General features: G+C 35.8%; 18 protein-coding genes. 17 read left to right on the forward strand and 1 reads right to left on the reverse strand.

Annotation, left to right across the window (positions count from 1 at the left end):
• Positions 1–62: 62 nt before the first annotated feature.
• Entirely contained in the window at positions 63–2,519 is a 2,457-nt protein-coding gene (locus B4V02_RS02555; protein WP_094153660.1) for an O-antigen ligase family protein, read from the reverse strand.
• Between the two features lie 157 nt (positions 2,520–2,676).
• Between B4V02_RS02555 and B4V02_RS02560 the strand changes: the two genes are divergently transcribed.
• From B4V02_RS02560 to rfbB, 17 genes are all read left to right on the forward strand, one after another.
• On the forward strand, positions 2,677–3,480 hold the full coding sequence (locus B4V02_RS02560) for an ABC transporter permease (protein ID WP_094153661.1): 804 nt from the start codon (positions 2,677–2,679) through the stop codon (positions 3,478–3,480).
• Complete coding sequence (locus tag B4V02_RS02565; protein ID WP_094153662.1) at positions 3,477–4,781, forward strand: ABC transporter ATP-binding protein; 1,305 nt, start codon at positions 3,477–3,479, stop codon at positions 4,779–4,781. Before B4V02_RS02560 ends, B4V02_RS02565 begins: the two co-directional genes overlap by 4 nt.
• Positions 4,782–4,785: 4 nt before the next feature.
• Positions 4,786–5,775, forward strand: a complete 990-nt coding sequence (locus B4V02_RS02570) for a class I SAM-dependent methyltransferase (RefSeq protein WP_094153663.1) — start codon at positions 4,786–4,788, stop codon at positions 5,773–5,775.
• A complete protein-coding gene (locus tag B4V02_RS02575) occupies positions 5,775–7,271 on the forward strand; it encodes a protein kinase family protein (protein ID WP_094153664.1) in 1,497 nt (498 codons plus the stop codon). Before B4V02_RS02570 ends, B4V02_RS02575 begins: the two co-directional genes overlap by 1 nt.
• Before the next feature lie 9 nt (positions 7,272–7,280).
• The gene (locus B4V02_RS02580) at positions 7,281–9,620 is read left to right on the forward strand and encodes a glycosyltransferase (protein WP_094153665.1); all 2,340 of its coding nucleotides are present in this window, start codon (positions 7,281–7,283) and stop codon (positions 9,618–9,620) included.
• A 156-nt stretch (positions 9,621–9,776) separates the two neighbouring features.
• Entirely contained in the window at positions 9,777–10,889 is a 1,113-nt protein-coding gene (locus tag B4V02_RS02585; protein ID WP_094153666.1) for an acyltransferase family protein, read from the forward strand.
• Complete coding sequence (locus B4V02_RS02590) at positions 10,861–13,875, forward strand: hypothetical protein (RefSeq protein ID WP_094153667.1); 3,015 nt, start codon at positions 10,861–10,863, stop codon at positions 13,873–13,875. The genes B4V02_RS02585 and B4V02_RS02590 overlap by 29 nt, the downstream gene beginning before the upstream one ends.
• 105 nt (positions 13,876–13,980) lie before the next feature.
• Positions 13,981–14,376: a hypothetical protein gene (locus B4V02_RS25785; protein WP_157739699.1), complete on the forward strand. Its 396-nt coding sequence runs from the start codon at positions 13,981–13,983 to the stop codon at positions 14,374–14,376.
• A gap of 975 nt (positions 14,377–15,351) precedes the next feature.
• Complete coding sequence (locus tag B4V02_RS02595) at positions 15,352–15,702, forward strand: hypothetical protein (protein ID WP_094153668.1); 351 nt, start codon at positions 15,352–15,354, stop codon at positions 15,700–15,702.
• Between the two features lie 35 nt (positions 15,703–15,737).
• Positions 15,738–16,859, forward strand: a complete 1,122-nt coding sequence (locus B4V02_RS02600) for an FAD-dependent oxidoreductase (protein ID WP_244188439.1) — start codon at positions 15,738–15,740, stop codon at positions 16,857–16,859.
• Positions 16,856–17,830, forward strand: coding sequence for a glycosyltransferase (locus tag B4V02_RS02605; RefSeq protein WP_094153670.1), 975 nt, complete (start codon positions 16,856–16,858; stop codon positions 17,828–17,830). The genes B4V02_RS02600 and B4V02_RS02605 overlap by 4 nt, the downstream gene beginning before the upstream one ends.
• Positions 17,831–17,846: 16 nt before the next feature.
• Positions 17,847–18,629 carry an NAD-dependent epimerase/dehydratase family protein gene (locus B4V02_RS02610; RefSeq protein WP_094153671.1) on the forward strand — a complete coding sequence of 261 codons (783 nt, stop codon included), beginning with the start codon at positions 17,847–17,849 and terminating at the stop codon, positions 18,627–18,629.
• Positions 18,626–19,441 (forward strand): sugar phosphate isomerase/epimerase family protein, encoded by an 816-nt coding sequence (locus tag B4V02_RS02615; RefSeq protein WP_094153672.1) that lies wholly within the window; start codon positions 18,626–18,628, stop codon positions 19,439–19,441. The genes B4V02_RS02610 and B4V02_RS02615 overlap by 4 nt, the downstream gene beginning before the upstream one ends.
• 19 nt (positions 19,442–19,460) lie before the next feature.
• A complete protein-coding gene (locus B4V02_RS02620) occupies positions 19,461–20,282 on the forward strand; it encodes a glycosyltransferase family 2 protein (protein WP_094153673.1) in 822 nt (273 codons plus the stop codon).
• A complete protein-coding gene (locus tag B4V02_RS02625; protein WP_094153674.1) occupies positions 20,279–21,022 on the forward strand; it encodes a sugar phosphate nucleotidyltransferase in 744 nt (247 codons plus the stop codon). The genes B4V02_RS02620 and B4V02_RS02625 overlap by 4 nt, the downstream gene beginning before the upstream one ends.
• Before the next feature lie 22 nt (positions 21,023–21,044).
• On the forward strand, positions 21,045–21,593 hold the full coding sequence (gene rfbC / locus B4V02_RS02630; RefSeq protein WP_094153675.1) for a dTDP-4-dehydrorhamnose 3,5-epimerase: 549 nt from the start codon (positions 21,045–21,047) through the stop codon (positions 21,591–21,593).
• Between the two features lie 112 nt (positions 21,594–21,705).
• The gene (rfbB, locus tag B4V02_RS02635; protein ID WP_094153676.1) at positions 21,706–22,725 is read left to right on the forward strand and encodes a dTDP-glucose 4,6-dehydratase; all 1,020 of its coding nucleotides are present in this window, start codon (positions 21,706–21,708) and stop codon (positions 22,723–22,725) included.
• Position 22,726 lies beyond the last annotated feature (1 nt).

Consider the following 22,726-nt stretch of genomic DNA (forward strand, 5'->3'; position numbering starts at 1 on the left):
ATGCTCAGTATAAAAATAGACTGCCAGATGATGTGATATCATGGCAGTCTATTTTTGTATAGTTATTTCTCCGATTTCAACTGAGCAATTTGCTCCTTCTCCTTCGGATCGGCTTTAATCAGCTTATCGTACAATGCTTTGTCATCCTGTCCCTGCTTTTGCAGAGCGACGATATAATAACGAGCTACCTCACGATTCGTAGCATCACTCAGGTCGTCCTTCAAGCCGTTTTTCAAAATGTTGGCAGCCTCTGCAGGCTTACCTGACATGAACTCAATTTTGCCAGCACTGAGGGCAATACTTGGGGTTACTTCAAAAGTACGTGTCAATTGAATTTCAGGTGGAACCGTCTTAATATGAGCTACCCCATCCAGAACCTTCTGATAAGCAGCAAGACCTGCTTGGAAATACTTCTGTTCCTTGGCTGTGTCCTTCTGCTCACGTGCGTTATTACCAATAGTGTAGGCTTGGGTAATCAACATATTGTACCAGTCATTGTCCCAGTTAAAGTTGGAAATGTTATTTTCCAAAATACTGAAGGCTTGCTCATTCTCACCTTTTGCTTGTAAAAGGTTAACTTTGGAGTTATACATGGTTTTATTATATGGTTCTGCCTTCAGGCCCGTATTAAGTACCTCTATTGCAGCATTATAAAATTCCTCTTTTTTCGTTTGATCATACACATTCTTGTACAATGCAGCCAATCTTATAACCGAATCCGGGTGCGTAGGACGAAGTTCAAGATCCTTATTTATGGCACTTTGGATTTCCTCAAATGATTTACTCACCGCCATGATCTGCTTGGCATATGTGGCAGCATTCGCTGATTGCACGAAGCGAAGACCTGCAAACAGAGCGACAATGCTCAGGATACCAATGACTGCACTGTACATGATCCGAAAACCGGAAGTACTCATGGACAAGCGTTTAAGAGGTTTGCTGTCCATAGCAGCAGCCATACCACCGAGACTCATAAATACCAGTATGCCCATGAACACGTAACTCAGATTAAAGTCCAGCAAACTATGAAGCAAGATTGAGAGCGCCAAAATGAGATACAGAAAGTGAGAATCCCGCTCTTCATCATTTTGTCTAATATAGTTACGAATATATTTGTAGAAAATATATAAGATGAATGACATGAAAATTACAAAACCGAGAATGCCAACTTCAACCAGGTACTGCATGAAAAAGTTATGTGCCTGACGGCTTGTATAAGGATAATCTTGGTACTTTTCGTACAAAGTAGCCCAACCGCCGCCGCCGGTGCCAATAACAGGATGATCTTTAATCAATTTGGCAGCATCCTGATAGAATACAAGTCGTTCCAGTACACTATGCTGCCGGAAATTGATATTTTCTAACCGGACCTGGACGTTTTCCGGCAGTACGCTGCGCAGGCCGGTTCCAATAAACAGAAAAGCCAGCAAGCCAATCACCACAACCGATCCGACAGGCAGCCACAGATTGGATAACTTACGGGAAGTCCAACCTGTGAGGGCACTTTCTAACTTCGGCGCCAGATAACGTTCAACAAGCCACAGTACAACAGCTACAGCAAGGGAGACACCAATAAGCAATCCCCAAGCCTTTGCAGCCTCACCGCCGTTATAGGCCTTATCGAGTTGTAATCCCATATTCGTAATCGGTGCCAGGATAGATATTGACGCTAGACCCGCAATGGCACAATGCAAAATCCATATAATCTGGCGTGCTGGTTTAAAGAAGAGCAAGAGCAGTACGAAAACGACTGGTAGCATAACCAGACCGCCCCGTGACAAGGTCAGGAACAGCGAGACCAGAATGGGTACCAACATGAATCCATGAGTAGCCTTACCATACCATGATTTTGACTTCATCAGACAAAAAACGGCAGCGAATAGGAAAGCCATTAGAAAAGCGGCATATGTATTCGCGTATTGAAACACCGATGTTAGTCGGAGTCCATTTGTATCTGTCATGGTTGCATTGGTATAACGGTCTTGATACACATATTGGCTAAGCCAGCCTACCAGCTTGCCGGCAAGCACCCACTGTCCAAACCAGTTAATAAAGCCGAAGCCTACAATGACATAAGCAACAGTCATAATCAGATTGTGAATAATCTTATTGCCTAAGCGATCCTGGAGTAGATAGATTGAGATGATAAACAGGGCGGCATATATGCACTGCACTACTACCATGTTCATAGCCAGATAATGAGAAGCTGCTGAAATCAGTGAAAGTACATAAGTCAGGGGAAGCAGGAGCACCAATACAGCCAGCCAATCCCTTTGCTCTTCCAGCTTGAATTTCTTATAATAAGTTACGATTCCCAGGATCAATAGAATCGTGCTGATGATTAAAGCCCAATACAGAGGCTTTTCAAAGTCGAGCATTTGCCCATTAAAAAGTGCAGCCTGGAAGGGAGCCCAAGCTAAAAACAAAATCATGCCAACAATTAACACCCAAAATATAGCCGGCCTTTTATCGTCACGGGTCGACGTTTGGGCTTGTTTCCCGTATACTGGATTCGACAAGGTTTACAATCTCCTTTTCTTGTAGATACGTCAATATTTTAGCATAATGATGCTGTGGAACCAACTAGTAGTATATCAAGGAGAGATATTTAATTGTTTAGTAGATGCCAACTCGTTTAAATTAAAAACTTAATTATAGGAAGAAGAGATATTGAGGATGTATTTAAGAACAACATTAAAAAGTATTTTCAACCATAAATATCTTATTAAAAATTTTATGGTCAAGGATCTAAAAAATCGCTATCAAGGCTCCATGATGGGTTTCTTATGGTCAATTATTCATCCGTTGACAACTCTTGCAGTCTATTCACTTGTTTTCTCCTGGATGCTAAAAATGAGAGTAGGTATGGAACTGGGAACCAATAATTTTACACTGTGGATGTTTGCAGGCTTGCTCCCATGGATTTTCTTTTCAGAAACCCTTAGCCGTGCCACTTCAGTTGTGCTTGATAATAGTAACTTAATTAAAAAAACAGTTTTTCCTTCTGAAATTTTGCCGATCTCTCTGTTGCTTTCTAACGCGGTAAATTTTCTAATAGGTTTTCTAATATTAATTGGCGGAATGTTTTTATTAGGGCAACCTGTTTCAGCCCTCTCGTTTCTTTATGTATTGGTATATATATTCCCTTTAGTTTTGTTCACTCTAGGATTTTGCTGGTTATGTGCCAGTCTAAATGTTTTCTTTAGAGATTTGGGACAGATTGTAAGTGTAGTTTTGAATATCGTTTTTTATGCCAGCGCAATTATATACCCTATACATGTTGTACCACAAAAATTTCAGGGTTGGTTTTTCTGGAATCCGTTAATACATGTGGTACAAGGAATAAGGGATGCTTTGTTTAAATTACAGTTCATTAAGGACGGGGAACTTATTTATCTTTATACATTTTCAATTATAGTGTTTTGTTTGGGGCAATATATATTTCAAAAATCGAAAAAAGGATTTGTTGATGTACTATGATGAAAAATGACTTGGCAATTGAAATTGGAAATATAACGAAGACCTATAAAGTATACAATAAGCCTTATCATAGATTACTGGAGATCTTCAATTTAGGGAAAAGAAATACTGAAATAAACGCTTTGAAAGGAATCTCTTTTAAAGTGGAAAAAGGAAAGACATGCGGTATAGTTGGTCCTAATGGTTCTGGGAAAAGTACACTTCTCCAGATCCTCACAGGAATTCTGCAACCTTCATCTGGATTTTTTAACGTAAAAGGCAGGATATCTGCACTGCTAGAACTTGGTGCGGGTTTTAATCCGGATTATACTGGGAGGGAAAATATATTTTTATATGCTTCCATACTAGGAGTAGAGAAGAAAGAAATTGAAACGAAGATAGATGAAATTATTGAATTTGCTCAAATTGGTGACTTTATTGATAGATCTGTTAAAACATACAGTAGTGGGATGTATGTGAGATTGGCATTTGCGGTTGCCATCAATGTGGATCCTGATATTTTAATTGTTGATGAGGCGCTCGCAGTAGGAGATGAGAGTTTTCAAAGGAAATGTTTTAGGAAGTTCGAGGAATTAAAAGAAAAGGGCGTCACTATATTGTTCGTAACTCACAGTTTGGGGCTAGTTAAACAATTTTGTGATGAAGCTGTTCTAATTTATAAAGGAGAGCTTATTGAGCAAGGACACCCGAATCATGTCATAAATGTGTACACTAAACTGATTGCTGAGATGGAAAATGGAGTTAGAGCCGCTAAGCCAACAGAAAAAAATAAGGATATCCCGATTTTGGGTGATTCAAAATTGTTAGATAGTGAGCAAGCTCCTTCTGAGTATAGATATGGTAATGGGCAAGGGAAGATCATATCTTTTAGGTTAGACGGCGAAGATGGGAATAAATCGAGAATATACAGACACGGGGAAAAAATAACAATCTCTCTTAAGCTACAGTATTATAAGGATACTTATTCTTCACTTGCTGCATACACAATTAAAACTGTTTCGGGGGTTGAAATAACTGGGACGAATACTAGTTTTGAGGGTCTAGATTTAACAAATTATAAGAAAAATGATATTTTAAATATCGTCTTTACACAAAACACAATATTAAATGCAGGCGATTATGTGGTTTCATTGGGCTTTATTGAATTAGTTGATGATAACATCGTAGTCATGGACAGAAGATACGATGTTTTAACTTTTAAAGTGGCAGAAACAAAAAAAGCAGCTGGTCTTGTAGATCCTAAAGTTGAAATAAGTATTAGTAAAGTAATGGATAACTTAACTTTAGAGAACTCGGAGTGATCTTATGAAGAATTTGTTCAAACAAATATATCCTGTACATGATGGTATTTACTTATGTTCTGAAAGCGGCCACTATTATTCTGATTTGGATAATAAGAGGATGAGTAAACTAGTTGCTGAATGTGTCTCTAAAGGATGGAGAAAGACTGTTAAAGAGAATTTTTATGATAATCCATTTCTATTTAACATCATTACGGATGAATCCAGAGCAGACTGGCAGTATCTATTGCCATTGACAGAAGATTCAGTTGCGTTGGATATTGGCGCGGGATGGGGGACTATTTCCATCCCGCTTGCGCGTAATATTAAACATGTTGTTGCATTGGATGGGACCTTAGACCGTCTTCAATTTCTATCTACCAGAGCAAAGCAAGAGAATATAGAAAATATTACGGTTATTCATGCGGACATATTTAAACATCCTTTTAAAGAGGAGAGTTTCGACTTAGTTTCCTTTAATGGAGTTTTAGAGTGGGTGGGACTTAATGATCTGGGACAGAATCCACAAGAAAGACAGAAGGAGGCTTTAAGAATAGCCTACAGTTTACTCAAACCTGGAGGCTATCTATACATTGGGATTGAAAACGCACTGGGGCTAAAATATTTGCTTGGAGAACCTGACGATCACACAGGCATTAAATACATTAGTTATTTGAGCAGAGAAGAAGCCAACGAAATGAATTTAAAGTGGAATAAAAATGAATATAGTACCTATACGTACACAAAGCAGGGTTATCAGCAATTGTTGGAGCTCTCTGGATTCAGAAATGTTGATTTTTTCTATCCGCATCCTGATTACAAACGAATTGAATTTCTATACAACCTGTCTGAAAATAATGTATCAAGCTATTTAGTTGAATTTTTACGTTACACAAAATCCAGTTCTTCAATTAGTGAACGGGTAAATGATTTGGAGAGGTTTCTAATCGAATATGAACAGTTAAGCCCATTTCCTGCTTCTTATAGTATCTTTGCTCGTAAGGAGGAGAACTAATGATACCTCATATCAAAAATTATATAGAATCAAATTGGAACCGATTTTTCGAAATTAAACCTTCGAGTTTTCAATTTCTTTTATTATCTAATCCTCAAGGGAAAAAAATTACGCATGGTAAATGCACAGTACTTATTTTCAAAGACCGCGAAGCCAATCCTACCCTAGTTGCAAAATTCTTAAGGGATCGTAAGGGACGCCAGGAGAAGATCGTTGGTGAATATAAAATTCTTGATAAGATTAGTGGTTGGGGTCGGGCTCCTCAACCTTTTGATTTGTTAAAAATAAACGATCGATATGTTTCATTTGAAGAATTTAAGCCAGGCATTTCCCTTAAGTCGAGATTGCAACGGACAGTCAACAAACTTTCTTTAAATAACTTAGAGGATATTATTGATCAGATTCGTTCAGATTTTCGTAATACCGGGGTCTTATTGAATGGCTTTGGAAGTATAGGGATACCTATTATCGAAATGGATGAGGGCAATAACTATGCACACAGAGCACTAGAGAACTATAATGCTTTAACTTCTCTGTTAAGCTTATCCGATAATAATCTCAAAGAATTAAATAGGATAGTTGAAGATTATAAGGGAATCAATCAGCCAACAAAAATGGTGCATTTTGATTTAACTCCATCAAATATAATGGTGGATAAAGAGGAATTCAAACTTATTGATTTTGAATTCAGTACCCCTTCTAAAAGCTATTTTCTAGATCCGTTTAGATTTAGTTTTTATTATTTTTATTTACTTTATGAATTAAATTTGTTCCGTGGTCTTTCATGTGAGGCGAGCTTTTATCATTTTTTTGTGGAAAATGAAATTACTCAAAGTATAGTCCATGAGTTTTTTAAGGCTACTATTGAAGGGTATAGGCAAGAATCGTTTTTTAATTATATGTCTTTATTTTTGTTGAGTAATTTACAACTCCAAATAGATGAAACTGATTTTATTAATGATGACTTTGTTGAGCAAACCACTAATCTGTTGACTATCTCGCTGGATGTTATCCAGGATAATGAAGTTAATTTGGCTGTTTATGAGAGTAAAGTAGTTGAAATGACTGATGAAGAGGTTAGAATTGAGTACGGAAAATGCCAAAATGTAATTGCAAATTACGAAGCCACAATTCAGGAAAAAGATCTACAACTGGCACAAAACCTCGAATATATAGAACATTGTCATAAGGTGGTAGCTGAGAAAGACAAGGAATTATTAAAAAATACTGAATATATTGAGCATTGCCATGCTACAATTACTGAAAAAGATGAGCAATTAGAGGAGAATAATCGATATATTTCTTTGTGTCATAATTCAATAAAAGAAAAAGATGATCATTTAGCGGTTTTACAAGAGAATATCTTACAAAAAGAACAATCACTTGAAGATTTGAAAGCGCAGTTGATGCAGCATGAACAGCTTATTGCGAGTTTGCAAGAAAAACTAAATCAAAATCCATTTGTTAGAGCTTTTCAAGAATTCAGAAAAAGGTGAGAATTAAAAATGGAAGTGCGATCCTGTGATATTATCATTCCCGTGTACAATGCACCAGAAGAATTAGAGGAATGTGTTAATTCATTATTTCGTTTTACTAATTTAATGGAAAATAGAATAGTAATCATTAATGACTGCAGTCCTGATCCTAGGGTAAATGAATATCTCGATACCCTAGATAATCAGGAAGGTTTAATTATTCTGCAAAATGAAGAAAATCTAGGTTTTGTAGGCACAGTAAATAGAGGTATGTCCTTTTCGCAGGAGGATGTGATTCTGTTGAATAGTGACACTGTTGTTACTGCTGGATGGTTGGAAAAGATAAAAGAAGTAGCATATTCAGATAGATCTATTGCAACAGTTACACCGCTAACAAACAATGGCAGTATTTGTTCTGTGCCAAAATTTTTAGAAGATAACTCAATTCCCGAGGGTTATACAGTAGAAAGCTTCGCACATTTTATTGAGAATATCTCTTTAAAAGAATATCCTGAAATACCTACCGCAGTAGGATTCTGTATGTATATTAAAAGAGAGATTATCGATGAGATTGGATTGTTTGATCAGGAGACATTTGGTAAAGGATACGCGGAAGAAAATGATTTCTGTTGCAGAGTTATTGAGCATGGCTATAAAAATGTACTTGATGATCACACATTTATATACCATAAAGGCTCTATGTCTTTTAAAGGTGAGAAACTAGCTTTATTAAACAAAAATCTAAAAACTTTAAATGCCAGATATCCTTATTACGAGAAAGATGTCCATGATTTTATTGTTAAGAATCCATTGAAACGTGTACATGAGAATATAACCATCAGATTACCACATTATGTTGACTCCTACAAAACTCGCGGTAATATACTTTATGTTCTTCATAATTTTTTTGACGAGAGCTACACACAGCCAATTGGTGGTACAGAGTATCATGTTAAGGATATCGTATCGGAGTTAGAGGATTATTATGCATTTGTATTAGTAACAAATGGAAATGAGTTGGTGCTAAAACAGTATCTTAAGGGAAATTTTGTTGCAAAATATCATTTTCCTTTACATGATTCTATCTCAATACAACATTTTCATCATCAAGAATATAGTGAAATTGTAGAAAAAATCTTGGGGACGTTTGAGATCAGCCTTGTGCATATACATCATTTGATCAGACATTCTTTTGATATCCCTCATATTGCTCATAAATTTAATATACCAGTAATTTTTACTTTGCATGATTACTATTTAATCAGTCCAAAAGTGAATTTGTTAGATGAGAATAATAAGTATATTTTAGAAAGTGGAAATGAAGAAGAAAAATTCAACTCTTCCTTGAGAGCTGCTTATGGATTTCATACTCCATTTATTAAGAAATGGAGCGAAAAAGTTGAAGATATGATTAGTAAAGTAGACCAATTTATTACACCTTGTGATTTTACAAGAGATTTATTTATAAAGTACTTTCCTTCATTAGAAAGCAGAATTTTTGCTATTGAACATGGAGTTACTATTGAGAATAATTTAGCAGACTCTGAAATTTCATCTGTGAAATCAGAGGGAAAAGAAATTAAAGAATGGAATATTGGATTTTTAGGAGGACTTGCACCTAATAAAGGTAGTGATCTGATTTATAAATTGATCACGAAGTATCCTAAAAATAATATTAAATGGCATCTAATTGGTGGTTTAGGTGATCAGAAATTAAATTTATTGAATCAAAATAATCTTCAAAAACATGGAGAGTACAAAAGAGAAGAACTGACCCATATTATAAAACAATTGGATCTGGATTTGGTTTGTTTGTTATCTCCATGGCCTGAGACATTTTCTTATACGTTAACTGAAGCTTGGCTGCATGATGTACCTGTCCTAGTTACTCCTATGGGAGCCCTTAAAGAAAGAGTTAATAAGGTCGGCGGTGGCTGGGTGTCCCAATCACTTGAACTAAGCGATGTTATGAAGAAACTGGATGAAATTATTGATGATGGCCAAGAAGAACTGGCTAGAATTAAAATTAATATTAGAGAGTATAAGTTTAAAACAAAATTAGAGATGGTAGCTCAATATATAGAATTGTACGGTAAGTTTGAAGTCTCCAAAGAACTGACCAAAACAATAACTGTATTTGATAATGCTGCTCTTCTTGTGTCCTTAAAATATTACTTTCCTCACGATAGTAATATAACTTCTCATGAGTACCAGAACCAGCTTAATCAATTAGAAACTGAACTAATGAATATGAGGAATACAATCGGATGGAAAGTTTTGACTAAACTTAGAAACAATAATAAAGGTACTTTGAAAATGGGGAAGAAGCTAATTTATTTTATTCTTAAATTCAAAGCTATAAAAAGATAAATGAGCAGAATCAATCGGGGTTAGCATTTTTATATATATTCTATTGGTAAATTGGACAGATGGATCCTGCTTTCCCACGTAGGATTCTTTCTTTTTTAAATTATTTACAGAACTTATTTTGGTGAATTTATTAATTTCAATGAAAGAGTTGATCATTTGAGTCAGAAATCAGAACTACTCGAAAAACGTATGATTGCAAAAGAGAATAATTTTGATTTTATAAGGCTTGCCGCTGCAGTTATGGTATTGCTCTCACACTCCTATCCAATATCAGGGAATCCAAATGAGTTTTTTGGGGAAATCACTAATGGCCAATGGCCTCTTGGAGGGCTATCTGTTGCTGTCTTTTTTGTTATTAGTGGCTTTTTAATAAGTATGAGTTTGAATAAAACCAAAAGTAAGCTCCGGTTTATTTTTAATAGAATTTTAAGAGTTTTTCCGGGCTTGATATGTGCTGTTCTATTTTCAACCTTCGTTATTGGGGCTGTTGTCACAAATAATACTTTAAGGGAGTATTTAACTAATCCTCAGACGTATGTTTATTTAAAAAGTTCATTTCTTTTTCCTATTTACTTTGAATTACCAGGTGTTTTTACTGACAATATTTATCCTGGCTCTGTAAATGGCTCATTGTGGACCCTGCCGTATGAGGTTCTATTTTATGCATTAGTTCTGATTATAGGATCTATAGGCTGTTTTAGTCATAAGGCTCGCGAATCGGTGTTCCTTTTATTTGTACTGGTCTTATATCTGAATATATTCTCACCTCATATTTTTGATAATTATAACTTTTACGGGATAAGTATGGGGAGTGCCAACTATCTCTTAGGCTATTTTCTAGCAGGTATAATTATGTATTGCTATAGAGATAAAATTATTATTTCGAGAAAACTAATGCTATGCTCATTTATAGTTATACTAATAAGTTTTAAACTTGGTGGTTTGAAAGAAACGTTTATGATTTTTGGAAGCTATCTTATTATTTGTTTTGCTTACTCTCAGAAAATAAAAATATATAAAATAAATAAGTATGGGGATTTTACTTACGGTATGTATATTTATGCGTTTCCTGTTCAACAATTTGTTACTTGGATTTTCGGTGGTGGCAAGATGAATACCTTTCTTCACTTTTCTGTTTCTTTCATTATTTGTTTGGCTTGTTCGTATTTATCTTGGCATCTAGTTGAAAAGAAATTTTTAAGTTTAAAATCACTTTATAAGAACAAGAGGGAGTCTGAGCATGAGCAATTTGAAGTCGTTTCTTCCTAAATCCTCAATGCACCTTTTAATAGCAAGTGTGCTTGCTGTAATTTTATCTCTAGTTTCAACCGTGGCTTTCTTGAAGATTTATGCTAACGGCAAACAAGTTTATCATGACATCATTGCTGGGAATATCGTATGGTCTGATCAATTCAAGAGTTTAGATTACTCAATAGTCTATTGCTTCATTCTCTGTTTCTGTTTGTTCTTAATTCCCTTAATATATTTTGTGAATAAAAAAAGCATAGCAAAAATACCAATGAATCCATCAGGTCTTTTCTTATCGAAAAATGCATTAATTTGCTTCTTTTTGTTGTTCTATGCAGTAAGTTTTTATTTTTTTAGTGGGAATAGCTCTTTTATTTACGTCGCTATATTATTATTTATAACATACTTTGTTATTGTATGTAAAAAAACGGATACAATGTATAAAGAGCAAATTTTTATAAGTTTTATTGTATCACTTACCTTTTCCTATTTCGCAATTATAACGCTGCATTTCGTTTATAGTTTTTTCAATCCAAACCCTTCTTACAAATTAGCACAGATTTTACCTGAAGTACTAACTCTGTTAATTTGGATGCTTCAACTCGCGATTTATTTTTATGCTGAGCATCTTTTAAGCAGTCTGACAAAGATCTTAATGTATTCTTCCCAATTAATACTACCTTTTATAACACTGGTGTTAGTGTTTGGTGTATACCAGACGGGAAGCAAAATTGAATTGCACAGAAGCAATTATACACTAGCTATTATGGCTTCTATAGCTTCTATATTGTTTATTTACACGTTGTTATTGATTTTAAAACATAGACGAATTGAAGTTAGTAATGTGTGGGATTACATATGCTGGCCTTCATTAATACCGTTGACGATCATTATGCTGTATTCCACTCCTGTTTATGGTGGCTTTGTTTCAGATGATTTTCATTTAGGGGAAATTTTCATGCCCTTGCAACAAATGCTGAATTATGGCATGAAGCTTAATGTAGATGTAATGTCAATACAGGGAATAATGGGTCCAATGTATAGTCTTGTTAATGATTATATTTTTAATGGGAATCTATCAAGTATCAACTATACATTTGTTGCATTTCCTATAATTATAGGCACCATGGTAGTGCTGCTTATAAAAAAGTTATATGGTTCTAAATGGGCTTTTTTATTCATTATATTTTCTTTGCCAATATTATTTGAATCCGGCATGAACAGAACTTATTTAATAATTCCTTACGTGCTAATTCTTTTTCACAAAAATACACTGTCCAATCCTGTAAAGTGGGTCATTTTTTATTTTTGGATGTCTTTAATTCATTGTTTATATAACCCGTCCATGGGTGCGGCTTTAACATTGGCCTTTTTACCTCTATTTGGTCTCATGTTATATAGGTCGATAAAGCTTAAGTTATGGAGTAAAGTGTTTTTTGAACACAGATTATTATTCTGTAGTTTAGTTGTGATCCAACTTTGTATTTTAGCAATGTTATTCCCAACATTATGGGGGACTGTTCAATTTATTCTTGATAATGGCTCCGCTAATACTCTAGCATATGGAATTAGTCTTTTTTCCGATGCCCAAGCTTCTCCTGATTGGTTTCCTAAGCCATTCCCTTACGATAAACTAAATAGATTACTCTGGGAGTCGATTAGAATTGGAGGATGGGTATCTACTCTGCTTCTTTTTGTAGGAGTAACGATTTTCAATGTGAAAAAAGTGATTTCTTTCAATAGAGAAAAGCAAACTTATCTTATGATATTGTATTGTACTATATCGATTGTTTTCCTAATTTTAATCACCGGGTATAGCTTAGGTCGCTTAGATTCTGGTTCGATGCATCGTTCTGGATCAATTACTTTTATATGCTTTGCTTTTTTAATACCAGCTTTGTACGTCTTTTTTCTTAAAAATAAGTTTAACAGTGTAGCTTATCATATATATTTAATCGTATTTGCAGTACTGTTAGGTTCTGTGGCAACTTTTGGGCAGCAACAGGTTTTTAGAATTACTGAAAAACTAATGCAACCAATGCTTGTTCCAGACAATGCTATTTTTGTGAATGGTGCAAAGCAGGGGATTCCTGATGTTGGCGAGGGGTTTATTGCCAAGGAAAGATGGAAAGAAATGTTGGATTTTGAATCCGTACTAGCAAAAATGTTGAAAGAAGGGGAGACTTACGCGGATTTAACAAATAGAACACTTTTTTATGAAATAACGAACAAAAGAGTTCCTACTTTTTATTCTGCTGATTATCTTGCTGCCAATGAAGAGATACAAGAAAAAATGATAAAAAATCTTGATAAAGAAGAACCGCCATTAGTTTTTATTGGTCCAGCAATCCGGCATGATGGAGGCCCTGCATCAATACGTGCCTATAGATTATATAAATGGTTTTTAGAAAGAGACTACGTATATTATCAGTATAATTCTCTTCAATTTTTGGTGAGCAGACAGAGAATGTTGGAAACTAAAGCTTATGAAGATACAACTAATGCTGGTGAAAACGAATTAAGAACAATTTTTCATCAAAAGGATTTAAAATCGTTACCGGTTGCTTGGGGAAGAAACTTTAAAGAGATGAGGGATCGATTTCAGTCTTCACCGGACAATATGTCATTGTCTGGATCTAATGAGATTGTCAAAGAAGCGGATGGGAGTATAGTGACCAACGGTAATGATCCATATGTGAGTTTTAAACTTGATCATACTGTAAAAGGAAAAGATGCTGACTTTTTATTAATTGATCTTAATATTATAGGAACGCAGGAGCCTTTCCAAGGCCAACTTTTTTGGAATAGTAGTAACAGAAAAGGTGAGAAATATGATGAAGATCATTCTTTCTTATTCAATGTGGTTGGTGGACAATTATTAATACCTTTAGGTTCAGATCCAGACTGGCTAAGAAACACTCATAATGAGCTAAGATTTGACATTGGGGATAAGGCTAATGTAAAAGTTAGAATTAATTCTATTCAATTGGTTAGGCTAGTAAAATGACTAGATAGAAGTTGAGCTATACTGGCATAAGCACAATATTATCGTTGCTTGTTAAGCTTTGGTGACCGGTTATCCATCGGTTGTGATTTCAAAGCGCATAAGAGCATGAATCATGCTTTATATATTCATGCTCTTATGCGCTACATATCTAGGAATTCTGGTTTATTAAGAACTTCTAACCTAAAACCAGACTCTAATATAAATAATATTGATGCTTCATATCATGTTTTGCTAACCATAGATGCATTAAACGAAAATTCAATCAAAGATCACTTATTTCTGCCTATTGTTTCATTGGGGTCAGTGGGAAACAAGTATATTTCTTGGGGAGCTGCTGTTCCTAACGAAAAAGGAAATTATTTTTACACTTCTTTCCCTCAGCTTGGTTTTATCATTCCATATCTATTTTTTTGTTTATTCGGCTTAACACTACATGTATCTTTTGTTTTTCTTTTTGTCTTTTTGTGCAGCGGCTACAGAATGGACAGGATATTTGTCTAATTTGATTTTTTTAATATCTTTATTGGTCCAGAATCACTGATCAATTCTTTAGAAGCTCGATTTTTTGCACGCAACATTACGAATTCTATTAGTTGGAGATACCTATTTGAAGGCTACCGACTAATTGAATATGTAAATTATAAGTATCACAACGCAGTTTTTTATAATAATGAAGATGTTAGAGGATACGCAAATTTACTGCTACACAGGGGAATTCATGAAAAAATACGAGATAGAAAGGAACTTGCAGATGGTGCCGTACAAGTCTTTAAAGATAAAAATATTGTGTGGCTTTTAGGTGAATCTCTTAAAAATAGTTTGTTCACATGGAAAAATGCTGTAATGTATGACCGAAATTAAAGCGAAATTATAATCGTAGAAATAATCCCTAAAAATGTTATTGAAGGTGCGATTCCAATTGATAATAATGTTGTTAAATTATTGACAGACAATAATGTTTCTAGCTTGGAAGTGAATAACAAACTATTACCGATTTATAAAATAGCTTCTCAAGGATTCATTCATTTAAATAGTAAAATAGCCGAAGAAAATGAAAACTCCATTTTTGAGATAACCATATCTTTTCAAGACTTAAACATTACGACAGCAGACTTAACAGATAGTAGCTGGCATTCAGGAATTTTCATCGTCATAACTCAATAATTTTACTTGAGAATAATATAGAAACTAATCAAATATTAGAGAAAAAACCAACAAATTTAATTGATAGATAAGGAAATAAGTATCACATTTTGAATTTTTCCGTTAACGGACCATGGATCCAACTTAGTCTTAAAGAAAAAGATATTCAAAAATTGAAATTTCCAAATTCGTTTACTGCGAAATAATTGAGATTTTTCATTTTTGTTTGGATATTGATAAATTGAAAATTATCAGTATGACATAATTCTTCATAATGAAAAATTATTTTACAAGTGATAGAATAAACATTAAATATACTGTTAGGGGATTATAATGCTATTATTGTTGCTCTTTTTAGCAATGCTTTTTAACATTGTCGCTCAAATCACCTTAAAACATGGAATCAATATATTGAATTTTACCGGGATCAGCTTGCAATCACTTTTAAAGTTGTCTACCTCTCCTTATATATGGTCTGGTGCAATTTTATATGGTGTTAGCTTTGTGTTCTATATCTTTGCTTTGTCTCGGGGTGAATTGGGGAGAATCTCGCCTGTGTCGCAGGCATTGACTACGCTAGGTATTGTTGCGGTCTCTATTTTGATTTTCCACGAGCCGATAACTGTTTTTAAATTTGTCGGTATTATCTTGCTGATCATTGGTACTATCATTATTTTTTATTAACTAAGAATACAAAAAGTGGCACTAACAAAAGGGGAATGACTTTTTTGAATTACGATTATGTTATCTTTGGCGCTGGGATATACGGTCTATATGCTGCTCACTTATTGGCAAAGAAGGATCTAAATGTAGCTGTAATTGAATTTGATGACAAGCCTTTACAACGTGCAAGTTATATTAACCAGGCCAGAGTTCACAACGGGTATCATTACCCAAGAAGTGTTTCTACCGCTGCCAAATCTGCTCATTATTATGAACGATTTGTCCGTGATTTTTCTTTTGCTATCAACGATAGATTTAAGAAAATATACGCGATTTCTGCGAATGATTCCTTGACAAATGCCGAGCAGTTTCAGCATTTTTGTGATTATGTTGAAATACCCGCCGTGGAGGTTAATAGCCGAGTATATTTCAATCCGGGAACAGTGGAAGCAGCATTTGAAACGATGGAGTATAGCTATGATGCTAATTTAATTCGTAAGTGGTATATGGAGAAGTTACAGGGTTTTAAAAATGTATCACTGGTTTTCAATAAACTAATCGACAAGGTTAGCACTGAAGAAGAGCACTATGCACTTCGTTTTACTGATGGATCCAATTTTACAGCCTCTAACATACTTAATGCAACATATGCGAGTATTAACCAGATTCTACGTAAGTTTGACTATGAGTTATTTTCAACAAAATATGAAATATGTGAAGTGATTATGACGGAAGTAACCAAAAACGTTCAAGACGTAGGAATTACTGTAATGGATGGGCCTTTTTTTTCTTTGATGCCTTTTGGAGAAAGTGGGTATCATTCTCTTACGTCTGTTGGACATACTCCACATGAGTCGTCTTTTAACGCTTTACCTGAATTCTCTTGTCAAAAATACAATGATGCTTGTAGTGTAACGCAATTAAGCAATTGCAACACTTGTCCGGTTAGACCTTACACTGCTTGGACAAGAATGAACCAATTGGCTAAAAAGTATCTAAATCCTGAAATTCAAATAACCTACAAAAAATCTTTATTTGCTGTAAAAGCACTAATTAGTGCTTCGGAGCTTGATGATTCTCGACCTACCGTTATTAAAGAATTTTCAGAAAACCCGAGATTTGTCTCTGTTTTTTCTGGGAAGTTTAACACCATCTATGATTTGGAGGAAGTGCTATGAAAGAGCAGGTTTTTGTTTCTGCTGTTCTGTATGTGCACAATAATGAACAAGAAATTGCGCAGGCATTAACTGAATTAGATCGCACCATGATGACATATTTCCAACACTATGAGATTATACTGGTTAATGATTTTAGCCAAGACAAGACGTTGGAGAACGTACATAGTGCAATCGAGAATATTTACGGGGATACTACAATTATTAATCTGTCCAGAAAACACGGTGTTGAGCATGCTATGATGGCTGGGCTTAATAAATCTATGGGGGACTTTGTGTTTGAAATTGAGTCTCTATTTATTGATTTTAATTTAGATTTGCTGTATGACATGTTTAAAACGGCAACTGGAAAAGGATTTGATATTGTTGCTGCTACTTCCGGGCAAGCTGGTTGGAAATCTCGGATCTTTTATAGAATTCTGAATAAGGTGTCTTACTTGAATCTATCTCTTTCTACAGAGACTGTACGCTTAGTGACACGCCGTGCTTTAAACGCTATGCTGAATCTTAGGGAAAAAGTTAGGTATAGAAAAGCACTTTATGAGCTTACGGGTTATTCTAAAACCCTGATAAATTATAAGCCTATCAATAGACTGACTGGTAGGAAAGTAAACAGGGAGAATATTTCGTTAGCAGTAGACGCATTGGTGTCGTTTTCCCATTTTGGGTTAAGAGCAGCTCATCTTCTTACGGGTGTGTTTTTCTTGTTTTCTTTGTTCATGGGGGGGTACGCTTTATATAATTACTTTTTTAATCAGTCAGTGGTACAAGGTTGGACTACACTTATGATTTTAATCTCTCTTGGTTTTGCAGGGTTGTTTTTTATAGGGGGGATTATTGGAGAGTACACTTCACGCATATTAATTGAGATCCAAAATCGTCCTTTTTACAGTACCAAGTCTGTAGAAATGTATAAAGAGAAAAAGCCAAGACTGGAATTAATTAAAGAAAAAGAGAGTGCTTCGGGTCAATAAGGAAGGAGAAATCGTTGTGAAGAAGAATTGTCTTGTAGGATTTACCGGGTATGTAGGCTCCACTTTACTTGCACAGACAGCATTTGATGAGTTGTACAATTCGTCCAATATTGAGACTATTAAAGGTAAGGAATATGATTTAGTGGTATGTGCGGCTGCCCCAGCTGTCAAATGGAAGGCTAATCAAGCCCCCAAGGAAGATCTTGCTAATATCAATCAACTGATTTCTTGTTTAAAAGAGGTCAAGGCTCAAAAGTTTGTGCTCATTTCTACAGTCGATGTATATAGTACTCCTATCAAAGTTGATGAGTCGTCCAATATACAAACAGAAACAACAGAGCCTTATGGAAAGCATCGTTTTTATTTAGAACAATTCGTTACCAACACTTTTCATGACCATTTGATTATTCGTCTCCCTGGCTTATTCGGTAAAGGACTTAAGAAAAATTTTATTTATGATTTAATTCATGATAATGCTTTACATTTAACTCATCATCTAAGTGAATTTCAATTTTATAATATGAATCATTTGTGGGATGATATTCAAACAGCGCTTGCTAATTCGCTAAGTCTAGTAAATTTTGCTACAGAGCCTGTAAGTGCAAAAGAAATTGCTCAGGCTGGACTGGATGTTAACTTTTCCAATGAAACGGGGAAGAAGCCCGTCTCATATGATATGAGAAGTCTATACTCACATCTTTTTAATGGCAGTGACAATAAAGGATATATGAAATCTAAAGAAGAAGTTCTACAGGAGATTAAAGCATTTATTGAGGAAGAAAAGAGGGCGCTTCAATGAAACTTTCTATTTCCAATATTGCGTGGAATAGTAATGAGGATGAAGAGATTATTGTGTTGCTTAATAGACTTGGCATTCGTGGGCTTGAAATTGCCCCTACTAAATTTTGGGAACGCCCATTAGATTGCGAAACTAGTGAACTACTACAATTCAAGCAATATTGGGAACAAAGAAATATTCATTTAATTGCTATGCAATCATTATTATTTGGACAGCATGGATTGGCCTTGTTTTCAGATATTGAATCTCGTAACAAGTTAAAAGATTATATAATCGGTATTATGGGCTTAGCAGGTAAAATAGGAGTTAAAGCCCTGGTGTTTGGATCACCTAAAAATCGACTTTCCAATGGAATATCTAAGAATGAGCAAATGAACATTGCTATTCCATTTTTTGCGGAGCTTGGTGAGGTTGCTGTTACAGAAAATGTAACCTTGTGTATAGAGCCCAATCCCTCTCAATATGGATGTGATTTCATTACGAATAGTGAAGAAGGTTTACAATTGGTTCGGGAAGTCAGCCACCCTGGTTTTCAATTGCATCTGGATGCGGGTGCCCTTGCCTTAAATAACGAGAATATTTCTTCAGCTATTGAAAAAAGCATGCCTTGTTTAAGTCATTTTCATATTAGCGAACCTTATCTTAATAAGGTCGGGAACAAGGAAAGTGTTTCAACGCATAGGGAGATAGCAAAGGTGCTTAAAGAAACAGGCTACAGAAATTGGGTTTCTATTGAAATGAAAAATGGGGACAATCCGAATGTTGCTAATGTTGAACAAGCTCTAATATACGCTTCAGAAATTTACGCTTAATAAGGAGAATATCCCGCCAATGAATGTTATCAAAAATAAAAATTGGGAAATTCCTAATTTTGAGCTTAAAGAATTCAAGTCAAAGAATAGTAAATACTGTGTGTGCATTCCTGTTATTAACGAAGGAATTAAAATTCAAAAACAACTCAACAAGTTAAAATCACTTGCAGAAGCTGTTGATATTATTATTTTAGATGGTGGGAGCACCGATGGTTCTTTAGAGGAAATATTTCTTTTAGATAATCATGTAAGAGCTATTTTAGTTAAAAAAGGTAAGGGTAAGCTAAGTGCACAACTACGGATGGGGTTCGCTTACGCATTGCAAGAGCAATATGAGGGGATCATTACCGTAGATGGGAATAATAAAGATAGCGTTGAGTCAATTCCTGCGTTCATTCAGAAACTTGATGAAGGCTATGATTTTGTACAAGGTTCAAGGTATGTACCAGGAGGTAAGGAAATAAATACTCCTATCTCGAGAAAACTTGCTATTAAACTTATTCATGCACCGTTTATATCACTAGTTGCAGGATATCATTATACAGACACTACCAACGGATTTAGGGCCCATTCTGCTCGATTTTTAAAAGACCCTCAATTGCATCCTTTTAGAGATGTTTTTGAGACTTACGAGCTTTTGGGCTATTTGTCAGTTAAAGCGCCCAAATTAGGCTATAAAGTTTCGGAGATTCCTGTCGAACGCTCATATCCAAAGGGAAAGGTACCTACTAAGATTAGCCCTTTGCGAGGGAATATGCTGCTTATGAAAATATTGTTAAACTTATATTTGCGCAAATATGATTTCAAAAATAATCCGAAAGTAAGTAAGGAGGAGCAATGAAAGGTATAATTCTTGCAGGAGGTACAGGCTCTCGCCTCTATCCCTTAACCAAAGTAACAAATAAACATCTGCTGCCTGTGGGTAAGTATCCAATGATTTTTCACTCTGTATCCAAGCTCAAGAAAGCTGACATCCATGATATTCTTATCGTAACAGGCAAAGAACATATGGGAGATGTTGTAAACCTTCTTGGGAGTGGTCGTGAAATGGGCGTAACATTCACTTATAAAGTTCAAGATGAGGCAGGCGGGATCGCACAAGCTCTTGATTTGGCTGAGCAATTTGTAGGTGATGATCAAATGGTTGTTATTTTGGGTGATAATGTATTTGAAGACGACATTGCCCCTTTTGTGGATAATTTCCGTAATCAAATCACGGGGGCTAAGATCCTTCTTCAACAGGTACAAGATCCACATCGTTTTGGAGTGGCTGAGCTTCAAGGGGAACGGATTGTGTCTATTGAAGAAAAACCTAAGGAACCCAAAAGCAATTACGCTGTAACTGGTATTTATATGTTTGATCATAGTGTGTTTGAAATTGTAAAAACGCTAGAACCTTCAGCTCGTGGAGAACTTGAGATAACTGACGTTAACAATGCATATATTGCTAATGGAACATTGACATATGATATTCTTCAAGGATGGTGGACGGATGCGGGAACTCACCCATCTCTTGCAAGAGCTAATGAATTGGCCAAGGATATTGTCTTTGGTGAAGAATTTGGAAAGCTAAAGCTTTAAAATAAAGGGAGGATACGGACGAATGAAGGTAATCCCTTTGAAACTAGAAGGTGCAAAAATTATTGAACCCGTAGTTCATGGCGATCACCGTGGTTTTTTTATGGAAAGCTACAATGATCAAATCATGAAACAAAACGGGATTAACCATGCTTTTATTCAGGATAATCAATCCTTGTCTGCAGAAGCTGGCGTGATTCGAGGGTTGCATTATCAGCTTAATCCTAAAGCGCAGACCAAACTCATTCGTGTGCTTTCTGGAGCTATCTACGATGTTATTTTGGATATTCGCAAAAGTTCTCCAACATTCGGTCAATGGGTTGGAGTGATCTTAAGTGAACATAATAGACGTCAGCTACTGGTACCTAAAGGTTTTGCTCACGGATTCTGTACGCTTGTGCCTAATACTCAGGTGTTTTATAAGGTAGATGAGTATTATTCACCTGAAAATGATCGTGGTATCCTGTGGAATGATCCTGCATTGGGGATTGATTGGCCCACTTCCCATGCAGTCCTTTCGGAAAAGGATAAGAAGCAACCGGCGCTGGCTGATGCAGATATTAATTTTGAATAGATTACTGACAAATAAAGCTAGGTTCAATTTATAAAATAGGCGGCATTTCTTTGTTCTTTGTTGGCTTTGTGGCATATTCTATATGTATTAGTGAGAGTTTTAGGAGGTCTGTATGAAACTTCTTGTCACCGGCGGTGCCGGATTTATTGGCAGTAACTTTGTATTGTATATGTTAAAACAGCATCCAGATTACGAAATTGTGAATATCGATGCGCTTACGTATGCAGGTAATCTGGAAAATTTGAAATCCATCGAAAATCATCCCAATCATACCTTCGTGAAAGCAGATATTACTGATGCGCAAGCGATTGACCAGTTGATGCAGCAGGGAATTGATGTGGTGGTGAATTTTGCGGCAGAGTCGCATGTGGATCGGAGTATTTTGGAGCCGGAAGTGTTTGTGAAAACAAACGTATTTGGTACACAGGTACTGTTGGACGCAGCCAAGAAATATAATGTGACCAAGTTTGTACAGGTATCGACAGATGAGGTGTACGGATCTCTGGGTGAAACAGGTTTGTTTACGGAGGAAACTCCGCTGCAGCCTAATAGTCCTTACTCTGCTTCCAAGGCAGGTGGCGATCTGCTGGTTCGTGCATATCATGAAACCTTTGGTCTACCTGTGAATATCACGCGTTGTTCCAATAACTATGGTCCGTACCAGTTTCCGGAAAAGCTGATTCCACTAATGATCTCGCGTGCGTTAAGTGATCAGCAGCTACCTGTATACGGGGATGGCCTGAACATCCGTGATTGGTTGTATGTAGAGGATCATTGCAGCGCAATTGATCTGGTCATTCATCAGGGTAAACTGGGTGAGGTATACAATATCGGTGGAAATAATGAGCGGACAAATGTGCATATCGTCAAAACGGTATTGGAGGAGCTGGGCAAGCCAGAATCTCTGATTTCGTATGTACAGGATCGCCCAGGTCATGACCGCCGTTATGGCATTGATCCAACAAAGACCATGAATGAGCTGGGCTGGAAGCCAAAGCACTCTTTTGAAACTGGCATTAAAGAAACGATCCGCTGGTATTTGGACAACAAAGAATGGTGGACTCGTATTCAATCTGGCGAATACCAGCAATACTATGCAAAGCAGTACGGTTCCCGCTTGGGGGATGCGTAAG

The sequence above is a fragment of the Paenibacillus kribbensis genome, assembly GCF_002240415.1.
GTDB lineage: Bacteria > Bacillota > Bacilli > Paenibacillales > Paenibacillaceae > Paenibacillus > Paenibacillus kribbensis.

Coding starts and splice junctions, on each gene's coding strand:
- B4V02_RS02560 (WP_094153661.1), top strand. CDS start 2,677: ATGTATTTAAGAACAACATTAAAAAGTATTTTCAACCATAAATATCTT.
- B4V02_RS02580 (WP_094153665.1), top strand. CDS start 7,281: ATGGAAGTGCGATCCTGTGATATTATCATTCCCGTGTACAATGCACCA.
- B4V02_RS02565 (WP_094153662.1), top strand. CDS start 3,477: ATGATGAAAAATGACTTGGCAATTGAAATTGGAAATATAACGAAGACC.
- B4V02_RS02575 (WP_094153664.1), top strand. CDS start 5,775: ATGATACCTCATATCAAAAATTATATAGAATCAAATTGGAACCGATTT.
- B4V02_RS02620 (WP_094153673.1), top strand. CDS start 19,461: ATGAATGTTATCAAAAATAAAAATTGGGAAATTCCTAATTTTGAGCTT.
- rfbB (WP_094153676.1), top strand. CDS start 21,706: ATGAAACTTCTTGTCACCGGCGGTGCCGGATTTATTGGCAGTAACTTT.
- B4V02_RS02595 (WP_094153668.1), top strand. CDS start 15,352: ATGCTATTATTGTTGCTCTTTTTAGCAATGCTTTTTAACATTGTCGCT.
- B4V02_RS25785 (WP_157739699.1), top strand. CDS start 13,981: ATGAATCATGCTTTATATATTCATGCTCTTATGCGCTACATATCTAGG.
- rfbC (WP_094153675.1), top strand. CDS start 21,045: ATGAAGGTAATCCCTTTGAAACTAGAAGGTGCAAAAATTATTGAACCC.
- B4V02_RS02590 (WP_094153667.1), top strand. CDS start 10,861: ATGAGCAATTTGAAGTCGTTTCTTCCTAAATCCTCAATGCACCTTTTA.
- B4V02_RS02570 (WP_094153663.1), top strand. CDS start 4,786: ATGAAGAATTTGTTCAAACAAATATATCCTGTACATGATGGTATTTAC.
- B4V02_RS02615 (WP_094153672.1), top strand. CDS start 18,626: ATGAAACTTTCTATTTCCAATATTGCGTGGAATAGTAATGAGGATGAA.
- B4V02_RS02600 (WP_244188439.1), top strand. CDS start 15,738: ATGACTTTTTTGAATTACGATTATGTTATCTTTGGCGCTGGGATATAC.
- B4V02_RS02625 (WP_094153674.1), top strand. CDS start 20,279: ATGAAAGGTATAATTCTTGCAGGAGGTACAGGCTCTCGCCTCTATCCC.
- B4V02_RS02605 (WP_094153670.1), top strand. CDS start 16,856: ATGAAAGAGCAGGTTTTTGTTTCTGCTGTTCTGTATGTGCACAATAAT.